A 15,207-nucleotide genomic window follows, 5' to 3' on the forward strand; every position below is an offset into this window, starting at 1 on the left:
GGTTTCCGTCCCTTTTCCGCCACCGCATGTCCCTCCCTATCCACGACCAGCTGCTGCCCTACGTCACGCAGTTGCCTGAACGCCCCGCCGAAGCCGTGACCCTGGTGGTAATCCATTGCACCGAGCTGCCCGACCTGGCCACGGCCCGCGAATACGGCGAGAAGGTGCTGTACGACAGCGGCGCCGGCAACAGTGGCCATTACTACATCGACCGCGATGGCGCGACATACCGCTACGTGCCCGGCACCCGCATTGCCCACCACGTGCGCGGCCTCAACGCGGAATCGATCGGTATCGAGCTGGTGAACAGCGGCCGCTATCCAAACTGGTTCGACTCGCGCCAGCAGATCATGCGCGAGCCCTACACCGACGCACAGATCACCGCGCTGCGCGAACTGCTTGCGATGCTACGGGAAGCATTCCCGAACCTGCGCCATATCGCCGGCCACGAAGACCTGGATACCGCGATGGTGCCGGCCAGCGACAATGCTTCGCGACAGGTATCGCGCAAGCTCGACCCGGGCATCCAGTTCCCATGGGACGAAGTGCTGGAAGGCAGCCGGCTGGAGCGGCTGGCCCGGCGCTGACGTCCATCCGCCCCGAAAGAAGACATCCCGCTGGTGTCTCGACGAACCGGCGCAGGCAGCGAGTCCCGCCCGGCTATAATCACCGTATTACCCGGCATCCAGGCTCCCCCATGCGCGAAGAACACGTCAACGAACTGGTTCAACTGCTCCAGCTCGAACGACTGGAGGACAACCTGTTCCGTGGTCAGAGCCGCGACATCGGCACGCGCTTCGTGTTCGGCGGCCAGGTGCTGGGACAGGCGCTGGCCGCGGCGCAGCAGACGGTGGATGCCTCGCGCGAAGCCCATTCGCTGCATGCGTATTTCCTGCGTGCCGGCGACATCGAGGCGCCGATCGTCTACAGCGTGGAACGCACCCGCGACGGCGGTACGTTCTCGGCACGACGGGTGGTGGCGATCCAGCACGGCCAGCCCATCCTCAACGGCTCGATTTCGTTCCAGGTACCGGAAAAGGGCTTCGAGCACCAGGTCGCGATGCCGGAAGTACCCGCCCCCGAAGACCTGGAGCCGATGCGCCACCTGCCGCCGGACGAACTGGCCAAACTGCCGGTGAAACTGCAGCGCTGGCTGGGCATCGACGGGCCGTTCGAGTTTCGCCAGGTATGGCCGCGCGACGAACTGCACCCGCCCAAGCGCCCGCCGATTCAGCACATCTGGTTCCGCCTCACCGCCCCGATCGGCGATACCGCGATCCTGCATCGCGCCCTGCTCGCCTATGCCTCGGATTTCCACCTGATCGGCACGGCCACGCTGCCGCACGGCATCTCTTATCTCACCAGCAACGTGCAGATGGCCAGCCTCGACCACGCGATGTGGTTCCATCGCCCGTTCCAGGTCGACGAGTGGCTGCTGTATTCGTTCGACAGCCCGACGGCCCAGGGCGGCCGCGGCCTGGCGCGCGGGCAGATTTTCAGCCGTGACGGCCGGCTGGTGGCCTCCACCGCGCAGGAAGGCCTGATCCGCCTGCACAAAGACTGACCGGAAGACTTGCCGCATGCGCCAGCTCTATACCTCTCCACGCCAGGAAAACATCGACCGCGTGGTGGCCCTGATGACCGAACAGGGCATCGAGACCAAGGTGATGAACCGCTCCAACTGGAACCGGCCCACCTACCAGCGCTTCAGCTATACGCACCGCGACAACCAGCCCGGCAACGAGCGCGAGAGCTGGCCGCAGGTGTGGATATGCCATGCCGACGATTACACCCAGGCCCGCGTGCTGCTGCGCGGACTGGGCATCGAGCCGACCACCCGCCACGCCGAGGAGCTGGCTGCCGCGCGTGATCCCTCGCCGGCTGCGCGGCGCAAATACACCGTGGCCAGGGTGCGGCGCATCGTGCTGCTGGCGATCGGCGCCGTGTTCGTGCTGGCGATGTTGCGTTCGCTGCACCTGTTCTGAGGATTTGCGCCGGATGCCGACCGGGCCCTGCACTGGCAAGGCTTCTTCACGGATGCAGGCGCGTTCTGCGCCTGGGAGCGTGGGCGGTAGAAACTTTCGAGGCGAAAAAGTGGCTGCGTGAGGACAGATTTTCGACGATTCGCCGGCCCATAGTGGTTCTATGGGCCAAGAAGCGGCGGAAATATGGACCACACAGACACTTTTGCAGCCCGGAAGATTTCTGCCGCCCACGCTCCTAGAATCGGACCATGCGCTCCGATCCCGTCCGCCTGTTCCAGACCCTGCCGCACGCCTGCGGCTACTACGCCGAGCGTACGGCGCAGAATCTGGTGCTCGATCCGGCGGCGCCGCAACTGGACAAGATCTACGGCTCGGCGCTGGAACACGGCTTCCGTCGTGCCGGCGGCCACCTGTATTTTCCGCACTGCCCGCAATGCCGCGCCTGCACACCCTGCCGCATCGACGTGGAAAAGTTCGCGCCCGATCGTTCGCAGCGTCGCTGCCTGAAACGCAATGCCGACCTGAGCCTCATCGAGGTCACGCCGGGCTACAACCACGAACGCCACGCGCTGTACCGCGATTACCTGCAAAGCCGCCACGCGGGCGGTGGCATGGACGAAGCCGACGCCAGCGACTTTCGCCGTTTCCTCACCGCACCATGGAGTCCCACCGTGTTCCTGGAACTGCGGCTGGGCGAGCGTCTGCTGGGCGTGGCCGTCACCGACATCTGCCCGAACGGCGTATCGGCCGTGTACACCTTCTTCGACCCGACCGAAGCGGCTCGCGGCCTCGGCACGTTCGCAATCCTGCAACAGGTGGAACTGGCTCGCCGGCGTGGCTTGGCGTGGGTGTATCTCGGTTTCTGGATCGCCGGCCATCCGAAGATGGATTACAAGCGGCGCTTCCGGCCGCTGCAGGTGCGCAGGGCCGACGGCTGGCACGAGATGAGGGATTCTGAGGAGTGAGTGGAGAGAAGTGAGAAGTGAGAGAGAGCAAAACCACTGCGCAACCTGCATGGCTTTCTCTCACTCCTCACTTCTCTGAACTCACTTCTCAGCTCTCACCGGATACGGAAACAGCTTCACCAGCGGCACCGACACGCCGTCGTTGCCCATCACGCGGCAATGCGTGCGATCGAGCTGGCGCGGGTCATCCAGGCCACAACTGTGGGCAATGATGCCGACCTCGTGCATCACGTTCCTGGCGTAGTTCGCCACCTTTTCGGTCTTGTCGGTGACCACCAGTCCGCGCTGCAACTTCGGATCCTGCGTGGTGATGCCGGTGGGACAGGTGTTGCGATTGCATTGCAGCGACTGGATGCAGCCCAGCGACAACATGAAGCCACGCGCAGAGTTGACGAAGTCCGCGCCCATCGACAGCGCCCACGCCACGTCGTAGGCGGTAATCCGTTTGCCCGAGCAGATCACCTTGACGCGGTCGCGCAGGTCACGTTCGATCAGCAGGTTGACCAGTTGCGGCAGTGCTTCCTGCAACGGCAGGCCAACGCCTTCCATCAGCGTTTGCGGTGCGGCGCCGGTGCCGCCTTCGGAACCGTCCACGATGATGAAGTCCGGCGCGCTCTCGATGCCGCGCCTGACCACCTCGTCGCACAGTTCCTCGACCATGCGCATGTCGCCGAACACCGCCTTGAAGCCGGTCGGCTTGCCGGTGAGATCGCGGATGTGCGCGATGGAATCCATCAGCTGCGACACGTTGGCAATGTCCAGGTGACGGTTCGGGCTTTGCGAATCCTGGCCCACGGGAATGCCGCGGATCGCGGCGATCTCCGGCGTGACCTTGGCACCCGGCAGCAAGCCGCCCATGCCTGGCTTGGCGCCCTGGCCAAGCTTGATGCTGACCATCTTCACCTGCTTGTGCGCGCAGATATCCTGCAGCTTCTGGTCGTCCAGCTGGCCGTCCGGCGTGCGCACGCCGTACTTGGCGGTGCCGATTTCGAACACGATGTCGCAACCGCCTTCCAGGTGATACGGCGCCAGGCCGCCTTCCCCCGTGTCCATCCAGATACCGGCCTTGGCCGCACCATGCGACAAGGCCCGCACCGCCGGCGCCGACAAGGCGCCGAAGCTCATCGCCGAGATGTTGAAGAACGCGGTGTGCTCATACGGCTCGCGCGCATACGGCCCGATGCGCAGCGGCTTGGCATCCACGTGATGATCACCCAGCGCGGGAAACGCCGCGTTGACGAAAAACGGCACGCCTTCGGCGCGCAGGTCGCGGGTGGAACCGAATGCGGCGGTGTTCTCCGCATTCTTCGCCGCCCGATACACCCACACGCGCTCGGCACGATTGAACGGCAGTTCCTCGCGGTCGCTGGAATACAGGTATTGCCGGAAAAATTCGCCCAGGCGCAGGAAGCCGTAGCGAAAATGCCCAACCACCGGAAAGTTGCGCAGCACGGAATTGGACGACTGGTTGCGGTCCACCAGCCACGTGATCAGTATCACCACCACGCCGATGGCGAAGGCCAGCAGGAACACCACCGCCACCGCTTCCACCAGCGCTACCAGCCAGTGCGCAAAACCCGTTGCTTCCATTGTCGTCCTCCGTCCGGAGCGGCCACAGCCGCCATGACATCAGTGAGCAGCTGTGCTGCATGGTTATCCCGCGATGCTACAGGGTTACGCGCAGGGTCCGCGCCGCACGCACCGCTTTCGCCTTCGCCGCCTCGATATCCGCATCGCGTGCCAACGTCACCGCCATGCGCCGGCGTCCCTTCACCTCCGGCTTGCCGAAGATGCGCAATTGCGTATCCGGTTCGGCCAGCGCGTCGGCCACGCCGTGATACTGCGGCGCCCGCCCGTCACCTTCCACCAGCACCGCGCACGAGGCGGATGGCCCAAGCTGACGGATCACCGGAATCGGCAGGCCAAGAATCGCGCGCGCATGCAGGGCGAATTCGGACAGGTCCTGCGAGATCAGCGTCACCAGCCCGGTGTCGTGCGGGCGCGGGCTGACCTCGGAAAAGATCACCGCATCGCCTTTCACGAAAAACTCCATGCCGAACACGCCCCAGCCGCCCAGCGCGGCGGACAAGGCGCCGGCCTGTCGCTGTGCTTCGGCCAACGCTGCAGCGGCTACCGGTTGCGGCTGCCATGACTCGCGATAGTCACCGTCTTCCTGGCGGTGGCCGATCGGCTCGCAGAAAGAAGTACCGTCGCGATGGCGCACGGTCAGCAAGGTGATCTCGGCATCGAAATCGACGAAGCCTTCGACGATCACCCGGCCCTTGCCGGCGCGCCCGCCCGATTGCGCGTAATCCCATGCATGCTGCAAACCATCGGCATCGCGCACGATGCTCTGGCCCTTGCCTGACGAACTCATCACCGGCTTGATCACGAACGGAAAACCGATCGCCTTTGCCGCGGCGTGGTATTCGTCTTCGGTATCGCAGAAACGATACGGCGACGTCGGCAAGCCCAATTCCTCGGCCGCCAGCCGGCGGATGCCTTCGCGGTCCATCGTCAGCCACGCGGCGCGCGCCGTGGGGATCACATGCAGGCCGTCCTTTTCCATCTCGACCAGGGTCGGCGTATGGATGGCCTCGATCTCCGGCACCACCAGGTCGGGCTTTTCCAGTTCGATCACCGCACGCAGGGCGGCACCGTCGAGCATGTCGATCACGTGGCTGCGATGCGCCACCTGCATCGCCGGCGCGTCGGCGTAGCGATCCACCGCGATCACCTCCACCGCCAGCCGCTGCAGCTCGATCGCGACTTCCTTGCCCAGCTCGCCCGCGCCCAGCAGCAGCACGCGCACGGCGTGGTCGGAATAAGGGGTACCGAACGGCTTCATCCGGATATCTCCGCGCAAAGCGACATTGTACGGGCAGCAGGCAGGTTACCAACGCACCCGGCTGGCGCATTGGGCCGGCCCGCTTCCCGTCATTTGCGGAAGCAGCCGTTTTTGACAGGATTCAGCGGGCTTCGGTCGTGCCAGGCAACGGTCGCCACGACAACTGCGGAAGATGCAGCAGGCGCAGCCCGGGATGGGCCGTACTGGTGACGAACAGCCAATTGTCTTCCAGCACGATGTCCTTGACGCCGGCCACCGACAGGCGTCGCAGGGGGCGACCGTCCGCGGCGTCATAAACCACCAGTTCGCCCGTGTCGGGCTTGGCCATCAGCAGCCAGTCACGCCCTTCGCCGCGCCAATGCGCGAAAGTGTGTCCGTTTGCGGCCGATCCGTTCGCGGTCGATGGAAGCGGCGTTGCCAGCCAGGCAGCGCCCAGAACCAGCGTCATGGCCAGCGTCGCGATGACGAGCCGAGCACGCCATCCGAAGCGCGGCGACGACGTGAATCCAGTCGCCGCATGTGGCATCGACAAAGAGGGCAGGCTCATGTCCATGCCCCGATGCTCGCAGCCAGCCATGACAGCCGCGTGACGGCTGCCCCGCCATCAGCGGCCTGATCGCTGCCCCAGAGTCAGACCCAGCGCGATCCAGCCGACGATGAAAGCCACGCCGCCAAACGGCGTGACGATGCCGGTCCAGCGCGGCGCCCCCAGCGCCAAGGCATAAAGGCTGCCGCTGAACAGCACGATGCCAATGGCAAACGCAGCGACGGCGCAACGCCCCGTCCGCCCGCTGCCCACCCATGCGGCCAATCCCAGCGCCAGCGCATGCCAGAAATGGTATTCCACAGCGGTGTGCCACAACTCGCGATGATCCGCATCGAGCACGCCACGCAACGCATGCGCACCGAAGGCGCCGAACAACACGGCGCTGGCGCCGGCCACGCCGGTCAGCAGCCCTGCGCGCGAGTGGACAATTTGTCGCATGAGCGGGGTTTCCTGGTGTTTTCGGCCGACGCACCGAAAGCGCCGGCGTATGCTGGAATGAACGCAACCGTCCGGATTCTCGCATGAAGCTGTCGCGCACCGCCCTGTTCGCCCTGCTGCCATTACTGCTCATCGCCAGCCTGCTGCTGGCCGGCTGTCAGCATGAGCCCCCGCCGTGGCAACTCACCAGCATTCGCGGGCACATGCCCGACCTGTCGTTCAAGCTCACCGACGACAGCGGCAAGAGCGTCACCGCCGCCGACTACAAGGGCAAGGTGACCCTGCTGTACTTCGGCTACACGCATTGCCCGGATGTGTGCCCGCTCACCCTGGCTCACTTGCACGCCGTGATGCAGAAGCTCGGCAAGCAGGCCGATGACGTGCGCATCCTGTTTGTCACCGTGGACCCGGCGCGCGATACGCCGGCCGTGCTGCACGACTACGTGCGCGCCTTCGACTCGCACGCCATTGGCCTCACCGGTTCGCCAAGCACCATCGAATCACTGGTGAAGCGCTACCGCGCCTCGTTCTCGCGCGAACCGGACAAGCACGACAGCGGCTACGAAGTGAGCCACAGTTCGGCCATCTATATCTTCGACCGCGCCGGCAAGGCCCGCTTGCTGGCCACGCCGGCCGATACCCAGCCCCAGCTCGTGCATGACCTGCACCTGCTGATCAGCAGCGGAGATTGACCATGCAGCGCCATCACTTTTCGCTGTTGCTCGCCGGGCTGTTGCTGGCCGGCGGCGCCCACGCCGCCCAGGCCGACCACGTCAAGGCCAGTCACGCCTGGATCCGCCTGCTGCCGGCCGGCCTGCCCGCCGGCGGTTACGTCACGCTGGACAACGACGGCAGTCAGGCCGCACGGCTGACCAACGCCAGCAGCCCCGATTACGCCAGCGTGATGCTGCACCAGAGCACCGAGCACAACGGCATGAGCCAGATGACCATGCTTGATCATCTCGACGTGCCCGCGCACGGCATGGTGTCACTGGCACCGGCCGGCTATCACCTGATGATGATGAAGGCCGACCGTGCATTGAAGCCTGGCGACAAGGTCAAGGTGATCCTGCGCTTCGCCGACGGCAGCACCCTGCCCGTCGACTTCCTTGCACGCCCGGCCAACGCCACCGGCGCAGGCTGACGCCACCCTTCAGGCGCGTTCCGCACCGAAGCCGTGCAGGAGCGCACCCTGTGCGCGAAAGGCTCTTGGTCACGTCTCGCGAAAAGCCATTCGCGCACGACCGCAGGAAGTCCCTTGTGGACAGGGGGCGCTCCTACGAAAGCGGACTGACCACGTCCGTCTCCACACCGCGTCGCAGGCGCGAGTCGCGGCGGATCCGGCCGCTGCGCGACAAGCGCAGCCAATGCTGCATCGCCATCAGTGCGCCGATGCTTTCCACCATCGCCGCCGGCACCCAGATGATCAGGCCGCCGATCATCTGGCCGGTCAGCACGTTGAAACTGAAAGCACGACCGCACACTTCGAAGATCGGATAAAGATCGTGCCGCGAGAACGTGATGATCGCACCGGCCAGGATCTGCGGCGACATCGTGATGCCCGGCGACAGCACGCGCATCCCCGCCACCATCCGTCCCGGCGGATGCGACCGGTGATCCAGCACCAGCCACCAGTAGACGAAACCGCTGACGATCATCGACCAGTTCATGAAGCGGTACACGCGCCAGTCCAGCATCGCCAGCGTCTGGAACCACGGCACCAGCCAGATCAGGATGAACACCACGAACAGCAGCGTCGCCACCACGGGATTGAACAACACGCCGCTGATGACACGCCAGACCAGCGAGCGCTGCGCCGGCCGCAGCCAACGCGCCCGCCACGACAGCGGCAACCCCGCGCGCAACACGCTGCCCGGGCACGAGGCCACGATGACCAACGGCACGATGTGGTGCAGCAGCAATTGCTGCAGGCGGTGCATGAAGAACTCATGCTCGGCGTAGAAATCGAGGTAGGTGTGCAGCGTCAGGTACATCATCGCCATGCCGCACCAGAACGTGACCTGCCGCCCGGTGCCCACCCGCAAGCGCCGGCTGCCGCGCAAATACAGCACGCAGGCCAGCACGAAGGTGATCAGGAAGGTCCAGGAGAACTCCCACGGCACCAGCCATTTCAGCAAGATCGCGATCATTGACCCTTCCACGCCGACATCGGCGACAACGACCCAGCATAACGCGTGGCCGTGCCCGCCTCGCCCCGCCGTGCTTGCGGCAGATTGCCGCCCGGCAACCCGTGCGGGTCAGCGCCCGCCACGCCGGTTGCGACGCATCCGGCGCCAGCCGTAGAGCAGGCCGATCAGCACCAGCAGCGCCGGCACCAGCACGATGTTGATCACCTTAAGGCGGAAACCCAGCGCATCGATCTCGGCGTTGAGCTGGTGCTGCACGTCGCGCAGCTCCTTGCTGATCGCCAGCTTGCGCTTGAGGAATTGCTCGATCTCGCGCTTCTGCTCTGCACTGGCCGTGCTGTCGTGGTCGCCCTTGACCGGCTGCAGTTCCGCCAGCCGCTGCTTGGTCTCGGCCAGCTCGCTTTCCAGTTCCTGCTTCTTCTGCAGGAATTTCCGGTCGGCGGCGCGCTGCAGTGACTCCACGCGGGTGAACGGGCGTTGCGAGGTGGCACGCCCGCGGATCGACAGCAACGCCGACGAACCGCTGAGGTTGTCCACCAGGTTGGTGACGAAATCGCCATTGTTGGCGATCGCGACCAGGGTGGGCTGGCCGAGGAAGGTCTGCGTGTCCACCCACAGTCGATCGGTCAGCAGGTCCGTATCGGCCACCAGGATCACTTCGCTGTCGGGCTTGGACGCGGCCAGGTGTCCCGGTTGTCCGGCACGATCCGGGAACGCGCTGGTGAAGGTGCCGCGCAGGCGCGCGGCGATCGTGTAGAGCTGGTTGCCCGGCTGATAACCCTGCAGCAGCGAAGCGGGATCGCTGCTGGCCTCGATCACCCGCTGCGCCGGTACCAGCTCGGCGTCGGCGCTGCTTTGCAGCAGCGGAATCAGGCGCGTGGTGGCATGTGGAGCCAGGTCGAAATGGCCGGCGCTGGACACATTCACGCGCTGCAGGCTGGCGGTCACCACATCGTCATGGTTCAGTTCCTGCGTGCCCAGGCCAAGCATCGCCGGATGGGTGAGATTCACCCCGGCCAGTTCGATCGGCAATGCGCGCGCGCGGTCCAGCAGCACCTGGGTCGGGTCGTAGAGCACGCCCCAGTCGGCAAACAGTTTCGGCAGATCGGAATTGTGATCGTCCGTGGCACCGGTTTCGGCATTGATGTACGGCGTGGTGTCGGACTCCGCATCCGGGTCGACGAACACCACCAGGTGCCCGCCGCCCAGCACGTATTGGTCCAGCGCGTATTGCGCATCGTCCGACAGGTGCTTCGGATGGATCAGCAGCAACACCTTGATGTCGGCGGGCACGCGCTTGAGCTTGGCCGGATCCAGCGACTCCACGTCGAACAGTTGCTGCAACTGCCGCATCACCGTCCACGGCGGCTTGCCGAGGATGGGGTTGCCCAATACCTGCAAGCTGCTGATCACGCCGATGTGCGGCTTGTCCGGCTCGTTCAATTCGTACAGCAGTTTGGCGATGTCGTATTCGAGGAACACCTCGCGCGAGGGATCGAAGAACGGAATCGACAGGGTGCGTCCTCCGGCCACGGTCGCGTCATCCGGGTCCTGCTCGCTGTCGATACCCGGCGGCAAGGTGCTGCCGACCAGGCCGAAGAACACCCGCTCGCCATTGCTGCCGCCACTGGCCGCGGTGAGGCCGTTGCCTTCGGCGCTGGCCTCGTCGTCGGAATACGGCACCGGGTCGACCACGCGCAGGCGGATCCGCCCGTGCGAGCGTGCCACCATTTCCTGCAGCATCTCGTTGACGCGCTGCTCGTAACTGCGCAGCTGCGGCAGGTCCCGCGTGGCGTGTTCGGAGAAATACAGGGTGAGTCGCAGCGGGCGATGCAGGCTGTCGATGATCCGCTTCGTGCCGGGCGCCAGCGTGTACAGATGATCGGTGGTCAAATCCACCCGCGCCGGCCCGACCCAGCGGCTGCTGCCCAGCACCACGGCGACATACGCCAACACCAGCAGCACCAGGGCGCTGATCAGGACCGGACGGCGACGGAGGTGAAGGCGGCCCATCTCAGCGCATCCGTTTCAGGTCGAGCACCAGCACGCCGGCGGTCAGCCACGCCACGATGGTGAGCAGGAAATACAGCAGGTCGCGCACATCCAGCACACCGCGGGCGATCGCCTCGAAGTGACGCAACAGGCTGAGGTGCGCCACCGCGTTGACCAGCTTGCGCGGCAGCGTGCCCTGGAAGAAATCGATCACCTGCGCCTGCCCGGCGAGGATCAGCAGCACGCATACCAGCGCGGTAAGAATGAATGCCACCACCTGGCTGCGGGTCAGCGTGGAAATGCACGTGCCGATGGCCAGGAACGCACCGGCCATCAACCAGCTGCCGAGGTAACCGGCCACGATCACGCCGTTGTCCGGCGAGCCGAGATAGTTCACCGTGATCCAGATCGGGAAGGTCAGCAGCAGCGCCAACCCCACGAACAACCATGCCGCGAGGAACTTGCCCAGCATCGCCTGCACCAGGGTCACCGGCAGCGTCAGCAGCAGTTCCAGCGTGCCGCCCTTGGCCTCCTCGGCCCAGATCCGCATCGACACCGCCGGCACCAGGATCAGGTACAGCCACGGATGCATCGAGAAGAACGGCTGCAGGTCGGCCTGCCCGCGCTCGTAAAAATCGCCCACGTAGAAGGTGAGGATGCCCGCCAGCACCAGGAAGATCACCAGGAACACATAGGCCACCGGCGTCACGAAATAGCTGCGCAATTCGCGCCGGGCCACCGCCATCACCGGATTCATGCCGGCACCTCATCGCCCAGCGTGATCTGCCGGAACACCTCGTCCAGGCGGCCACGTTCAAGCTGGATCTCGGACACTTCCAGTCCCTGCTCGCGCAGCAATTGCTCGACCGGCTCCAGGATGCGCTCGCCGGGTCGTGGAAACACCGTGACGCGGCCATCCAGCGGATCCACTTCGACCCCGGCCACTTGCGGCAGGCGCCCCAGCATTTCCTGCGACACGCCACTTCCCGCGGCGCTGAACGACACCGCCCCGTGATAGCGCGAACGTGCCTCCAGCTCCGCCGGCGTGGCGTCGGCCAGCAGCTTGCCGCGGGCGATGATCACCACGCGGTTGCACAACGCGTGGACTTCTTCCAGCAGGTGGGTGGAGATCAGGATGGTGCGTTCGCGCGCCATCGCATCGATCAACTGGCGCACGGCGTGCTTCTGGTTCGGGTCGAGGCCATCGGTGGGTTCGTCCAGCATCAGCACCGGCGGGTCGTGCAGGATCGCCTGGGCCAGGCCCACACGGCGGCGCAGGCCTTTCGACAAGGTGTCGATGCACTGCTCCAGCACCTCTTCCAGTTGCAGCCGCCCCACCACTTCATCGAACCGACGGCGCCCCACGTCGGCCTTGAGGCCACGCACACGCGCGATGAACACCAGGAACTCGCGCACGGTCATCTCGCCGTAGCTGGGTGCTCCCTCGGGCAGGTAGCCCAGGGCACGGCGTGCGGCCAGCGATTCGCGCTGCACGTCGTGCCCGCACACGCGGGCGGTGCCCGAACTCGGCGCGAGGAATCCGGAGATCATGCGCATGGCCGTGGACTTGCCCGCACCATTGGGCCCCAGCAGGCCAAGCACCTGGCCGGGCTCGGCGCGAATGCTCAAGGCATCCACCGCAACGAGGTGGCCATAGCGACGGGTGAGCTGGTCGGTCTCGATCATGTCCGGGCTAAGTGGGAAGGGATGCGCGCGGCGAAATCACGGCGCTCTGCAATGTACCGCATGACGCCGCAAAAGTTCTTCCCGACACGTGGATGCTGCAGCGTGGAAACAGCGGAAACGAAAAGGCCCTCCCCGCGAGGGAAGGGCCTTTCATCGTGCCAGCGGTAGCGCTTACTGCGCGCTGCTGGCCGCAGCCGGTGCGGCGCTGGAACCGGCCGGTGCCGGGGCGGAACCCGCCGCGGCCGGAGCCTGGTCGCCACTGGCGTCCAACGAAGGCTGGGCAATGCCGGCAGCCTGTTCCGGCGTCTGCTGCGGCAGCGTGCCACCGTTGGCCGAGTCGGTGATCGGCAGGTAGACGTCAAACTTGGCGTAAGTGGTGATGTTGCCCTTGTCGTCCTGCACTTCCGGCTGCACCTGGATGTCGTACAGGCGGTGGACCACTTCGTCGTACTTGTAGCCGTGGGTCTGCGCGTAGGCCTTCAGCATGTCGCGGGTCTGCGGCACGCCGGCGGCGGTACCGTTCCACACGCCTTCCAGCGCGGGACCACCGAACGCCAGGGTGGCGCGCACCTTGCCGTCCACGACCAGGCGGCCATCCTTGTCCAGCTCGCCCGGCTTCAGCACCACTGCGGCGGCGGGTGCACTGCTGGAGCTGTCCGAAGCCGGTGCGCTGCTGCTCTCGGCCGGAGCCGTGCCGTCGGCGGACAGGGCCGGCTGCTTGGCGGCCGCCAGCGTGTAGCTCTGGCCATTGATGGTCAGGTCGCTGGCGTCGATCGGCAGCGCGACGTCGAAGCTGTAGGTCTCGTCACCGTAGTTGGTGGTGAAGGTGATGCGCGGACCGGTCACATTCACGCCGAGCTTCTTGGCCGCGGCCTTGATCGCAGTGAGGTCGGTGTTCATCACGTCGTCCAGACCGGCCAGGCCGTCCTTGCGCGGGCTGGAGTCGGAAATCAGCAGCACCGGCGTCGGCTTGGTCTGCACGATGTACGGAATCAGGTCGCTGTAGTCGACGTTCGGCACCGCGGCCAGCACGTTCTGCAGGTTGCTCAGGCTGTACTGGATCAGCGAATCCGGATCGCCATGGATGTACAGGCGCGAATAGCGGTTGATCAGGTTGAAGCCATAGGCCACGTCATACGACCAGGTGATCTTGGTCAGCTTGCCCTGGCGGCCCTGACGATCCAGATCGATCGTGAAGTGCTTGTCGTTGCCGTGCCAGTTGTTGTCCAGGTTCCAGATGATCGTGGCGTGCTTGACGGTCGGATCGATCTTGTTGAAGTCCGGCTGCGCGCTGGCGATGGTCAGCTTGCCGTCGCCCACCTTGTCGTTGCCACCCGTCCACGACAGCGTGGCACCCGGGCCGAAGGCCGGGCCGGACAACGCATACTGGATCTTCGGGTCGTCGCTGCGTTGCGTGCTGTAGTCGGGGAAGCGACGGAGGTTGTCCATCACATCATAGACTTGGCGAATGTCCTTGCCGACTACCAGCGACCGATCCACATGGCCGGTGCTGGGCATGACAAAGCCCGCCACGACGCCAAGAACGGCGACGATAATCAGGGCAACAATGATTTCCAGAACACGCGTCATTCCAGGGGTCTCCGAACGTCTTCTTCTCGACATGATGCGTCACTGGCCACCGGGCATCGGGAAAATCCCGCGGGAATGCGCCCAAGCGTGGCCCAGCAACGCCGAAGCCACCGATGTTACTTGCTCGCGCGCCCGAACGCTACGGCCTGCGAAAACACCCTCGAATTGGCGCCAGAGCACGCCATTCAGCCGTCCGGATGGCCATCACGGCATCGCCCGAAAAACCATGCGCACGCGCATGTCGCGCGAAAATCCCTCGCCCCGCCCATGGCGGCCAACGCCCTAGACGATGCCCAGTTCCAGCGCCTTGAGCACCGCCCGGGTGCGATCGCGCACGCCCAGCTTGGACAGGATGTTGGAAACGTGGTTCTTCACCGTCCCCTCGGCCACCTTCAGCGAATTGGCGATTTCCTTGTTGGAATAGCCACCGGAAAGCAGGCGCAGGATCTCGGTTTCGCGTTCGGTCAGCGGATCGGGCTGCTCCAGGCTGGTGAACTGGTTCTGCATGCGCCCCACCCCGGCCAGCAGGCGCTGGGTGACCATCGGCGCCACCAGCGAGCCGCCCGCAGCCACGGTGCGCACCGCCTCCACCAGTTGCTCCAGCGACACATCCTTCAGCAGATAACCGCGCGCGCCGGCCTTCAGGCCCTGCAGCACCAGTTGGTCGTCATCGAAGGTGGTGAGAATGATGGTGGGCGGCAACTCGTTGCGGGCGGCCAGCGCCTGCAGCACTTCCAGACCACTCATGTTGGGCATGCGCAGGTCCAGCAGCACCACGTCCGGTTTCACCCGCGGAATGTCCTGCACGGCCTGGGCACCATCGGCGCATTCGGCCACCACGCGGATGTCCTCGGCCAGATCGAGCAGCGAGCGGACGCCCTGGCGTACCAGGTTCTGGTCGTCGACGAGACAGACGGAGATCATCGTGAATCCTCGTGGCAAAAGCGGCACGTCATGTGCCGTGGACAGGCAATGAAAAGGGGGCCTGACGGAACATTCTTGCAGGCCA

16 protein-coding genes are annotated in these 15,207 nt (G+C 65.3%); 6 read left to right on the forward strand and 10 right to left on the reverse strand.

From position 1 onward, the window contains the following. Positions 1-26: 26 nt before the first annotated feature. From AB7849_RS00325 to AB7849_RS00340, 4 genes are all read left to right on the forward strand, one after another. Positions 27-587: an N-acetylmuramoyl-L-alanine amidase gene (locus AB7849_RS00325; protein ID WP_008208617.1), complete on the forward strand. Its 561-nt coding sequence runs from the start codon at positions 27-29 to the stop codon at positions 585-587. A gap of 110 nt (positions 588-697) precedes the next feature. Next, positions 698-1,564 (forward strand): acyl-CoA thioesterase II, encoded by an 867-nt coding sequence (tesB, locus tag AB7849_RS00330; RefSeq protein ID WP_008208615.1) that lies wholly within the window; start codon positions 698-700, stop codon positions 1,562-1,564. 16 nt (positions 1,565-1,580) lie between these two features. Continuing rightward, positions 1,581-1,985 carry a hypothetical protein gene (locus tag AB7849_RS00335; RefSeq protein ID WP_008208613.1) on the forward strand — a complete coding sequence of 135 codons (405 nt, stop codon included), beginning with the start codon at positions 1,581-1,583 and terminating at the stop codon, positions 1,983-1,985. A gap of 248 nt (positions 1,986-2,233) precedes the next feature. Continuing rightward, complete coding sequence (locus AB7849_RS00340) at positions 2,234-2,950, forward strand: arginyltransferase (protein WP_008213251.1); 717 nt, start codon at positions 2,234-2,236, stop codon at positions 2,948-2,950. Between the two features lie 81 nt (positions 2,951-3,031). Here AB7849_RS00340 and AB7849_RS00345 read toward each other — a convergent pair whose 3' ends face one another. The 4 genes from AB7849_RS00345 to AB7849_RS00360 all read right to left on the reverse strand — a co-directional run bounded on the left by AB7849_RS00345 (position 3,032) and on the right by AB7849_RS00360 (position 6,783). Next, positions 3,032-4,540, reverse strand: a complete 1,509-nt coding sequence (locus AB7849_RS00345; RefSeq protein ID WP_008213252.1) for an FMN-binding glutamate synthase family protein — start codon at positions 4,538-4,540, stop codon at positions 3,032-3,034. Positions 4,541-4,616: 76 nt separating this feature from the next. Continuing rightward, a complete protein-coding gene (purT, locus tag AB7849_RS00350) occupies positions 4,617-5,798 on the reverse strand; it encodes a formate-dependent phosphoribosylglycinamide formyltransferase (RefSeq protein WP_369500473.1) in 1,182 nt (393 codons plus the stop codon). 121 nt (positions 5,799-5,919) lie between these two features. Further along, positions 5,920-6,351: a hypothetical protein gene (locus AB7849_RS00355; protein WP_008213253.1), complete on the reverse strand. Its 432-nt coding sequence runs from the start codon at positions 6,349-6,351 to the stop codon at positions 5,920-5,922. Positions 6,352-6,402: 51 nt separating this feature from the next. Further along, positions 6,403-6,783: a DUF423 domain-containing protein gene (locus AB7849_RS00360; RefSeq protein WP_008213255.1), complete on the reverse strand. Its 381-nt coding sequence runs from the start codon at positions 6,781-6,783 to the stop codon at positions 6,403-6,405. Positions 6,784-6,866: 83 nt separating this feature from the next. Between AB7849_RS00360 and AB7849_RS00365 the strand changes: the two genes are divergently transcribed. Together AB7849_RS00365 and AB7849_RS00370 are read left to right on the forward strand one after the other, a co-directional pair. Continuing rightward, the gene (locus AB7849_RS00365) at positions 6,867-7,475 is read left to right on the forward strand and encodes an SCO family protein (RefSeq protein ID WP_008213256.1); all 609 of its coding nucleotides are present in this window, start codon (positions 6,867-6,869) and stop codon (positions 7,473-7,475) included. Positions 7,476-7,477: 2 nt separating this feature from the next. Next, entirely contained in the window at positions 7,478-7,927 is a 450-nt protein-coding gene (locus AB7849_RS00370) for a copper chaperone PCu(A)C (protein WP_008213257.1), read from the forward strand. Between the two features lie 133 nt (positions 7,928-8,060). On the opposite strand, the gene AB7849_RS00375 is transcribed toward AB7849_RS00370, so the two are convergent. The 6 genes from AB7849_RS00375 to AB7849_RS00400 form a co-directional block, all read right to left on the reverse strand. Continuing rightward, entirely contained in the window at positions 8,061-8,933 is an 873-nt protein-coding gene (locus tag AB7849_RS00375) for a cytochrome c oxidase assembly protein (RefSeq protein ID WP_008213258.1), read from the reverse strand. 108 nt (positions 8,934-9,041) lie between these two features. Further along, a complete protein-coding gene (locus AB7849_RS00380; protein ID WP_008213259.1) occupies positions 9,042-10,943 on the reverse strand; it encodes a GldG family protein in 1,902 nt (633 codons plus the stop codon). A gap of 1 nt (position 10,944) precedes the next feature. Then, complete coding sequence (locus tag AB7849_RS00385) at positions 10,945-11,679, reverse strand: ABC transporter permease subunit (protein WP_008213260.1); 735 nt, start codon at positions 11,677-11,679, stop codon at positions 10,945-10,947. Next, a complete protein-coding gene (locus AB7849_RS00390; RefSeq protein ID WP_008213261.1) occupies positions 11,676-12,608 on the reverse strand; it encodes an ABC transporter ATP-binding protein in 933 nt (310 codons plus the stop codon). The genes AB7849_RS00385 and AB7849_RS00390 overlap by 4 nt, the downstream gene beginning before the upstream one ends. Before the next feature lie 171 nt (positions 12,609-12,779). Beyond that, positions 12,780-14,198 carry a polyketide cyclase gene (locus tag AB7849_RS00395; protein WP_147627745.1) on the reverse strand — a complete coding sequence of 473 codons (1,419 nt, stop codon included), beginning with the start codon at positions 14,196-14,198 and terminating at the stop codon, positions 12,780-12,782. A gap of 282 nt (positions 14,199-14,480) precedes the next feature. Then, positions 14,481-15,122, reverse strand: coding sequence for a response regulator (locus AB7849_RS00400; protein WP_008213048.1), 642 nt, complete (start codon positions 15,120-15,122; stop codon positions 14,481-14,483). Between the last annotated feature and the right edge of the window lie 85 nt (positions 15,123-15,207).

The sequence above is a fragment of the Rhodanobacter sp. FW021-MT20 genome, assembly GCF_041107475.1.
In the GTDB taxonomy this organism is placed as follows: domain Bacteria; phylum Pseudomonadota; class Gammaproteobacteria; order Xanthomonadales; family Rhodanobacteraceae; genus Rhodanobacter_A; species Rhodanobacter_A glycinis.

What these genes read in the sequence shown, in the direction of transcription:
- AB7849_RS00375 (WP_008213258.1), bottom strand. Translation starts at nt 8,933, where the DNA reads ATGATCGCGATCTTGCTGAAATGGCTGGTGCCGTGGGAGTTCTCCTGG.
- AB7849_RS00365 (WP_008213256.1), top strand. Translation starts at nt 6,867, where the DNA reads ATGAAGCTGTCGCGCACCGCCCTGTTCGCCCTGCTGCCATTACTGCTC.
- AB7849_RS00385 (WP_008213260.1), bottom strand. Translation starts at nt 11,679, where the DNA reads ATGAATCCGGTGATGGCGGTGGCCCGGCGCGAATTGCGCAGCTATTTC.
- AB7849_RS00395 (WP_147627745.1), bottom strand. Translation starts at nt 14,198, where the DNA reads ATGACGCGTGTTCTGGAAATCATTGTTGCCCTGATTATCGTCGCCGTT.
- AB7849_RS00370 (WP_008213257.1), top strand. Translation starts at nt 7,478, where the DNA reads ATGCAGCGCCATCACTTTTCGCTGTTGCTCGCCGGGCTGTTGCTGGCC.
- AB7849_RS00325 (WP_008208617.1), top strand. Translation starts at nt 27, where the DNA reads ATGTCCCTCCCTATCCACGACCAGCTGCTGCCCTACGTCACGCAGTTG.
- AB7849_RS00380 (WP_008213259.1), bottom strand. Translation starts at nt 10,943, where the DNA reads ATGGGCCGCCTTCACCTCCGTCGCCGTCCGGTCCTGATCAGCGCCCTG.
- AB7849_RS00360 (WP_008213255.1), bottom strand. Translation starts at nt 6,783, where the DNA reads ATGCGACAAATTGTCCACTCGCGCGCAGGGCTGCTGACCGGCGTGGCC.
- tesB (WP_008208615.1), top strand. Translation starts at nt 698, where the DNA reads ATGCGCGAAGAACACGTCAACGAACTGGTTCAACTGCTCCAGCTCGAA.
- AB7849_RS00335 (WP_008208613.1), top strand. Translation starts at nt 1,581, where the DNA reads ATGCGCCAGCTCTATACCTCTCCACGCCAGGAAAACATCGACCGCGTG.
- AB7849_RS00400 (WP_008213048.1), bottom strand. Translation starts at nt 15,122, where the DNA reads ATGATCTCCGTCTGTCTCGTCGACGACCAGAACCTGGTACGCCAGGGC.
- AB7849_RS00345 (WP_008213252.1), bottom strand. Translation starts at nt 4,540, where the DNA reads ATGGAAGCAACGGGTTTTGCGCACTGGCTGGTAGCGCTGGTGGAAGCG.
- AB7849_RS00390 (WP_008213261.1), bottom strand. Translation starts at nt 12,608, where the DNA reads ATGATCGAGACCGACCAGCTCACCCGTCGCTATGGCCACCTCGTTGCG.
- AB7849_RS00355 (WP_008213253.1), bottom strand. Translation starts at nt 6,351, where the DNA reads ATGGACATGAGCCTGCCCTCTTTGTCGATGCCACATGCGGCGACTGGA.
- AB7849_RS00340 (WP_008213251.1), top strand. Translation starts at nt 2,234, where the DNA reads ATGCGCTCCGATCCCGTCCGCCTGTTCCAGACCCTGCCGCACGCCTGC.
- purT (WP_369500473.1), bottom strand. Translation starts at nt 5,798, where the DNA reads ATGAAGCCGTTCGGTACCCCTTATTCCGACCACGCCGTGCGCGTGCTG.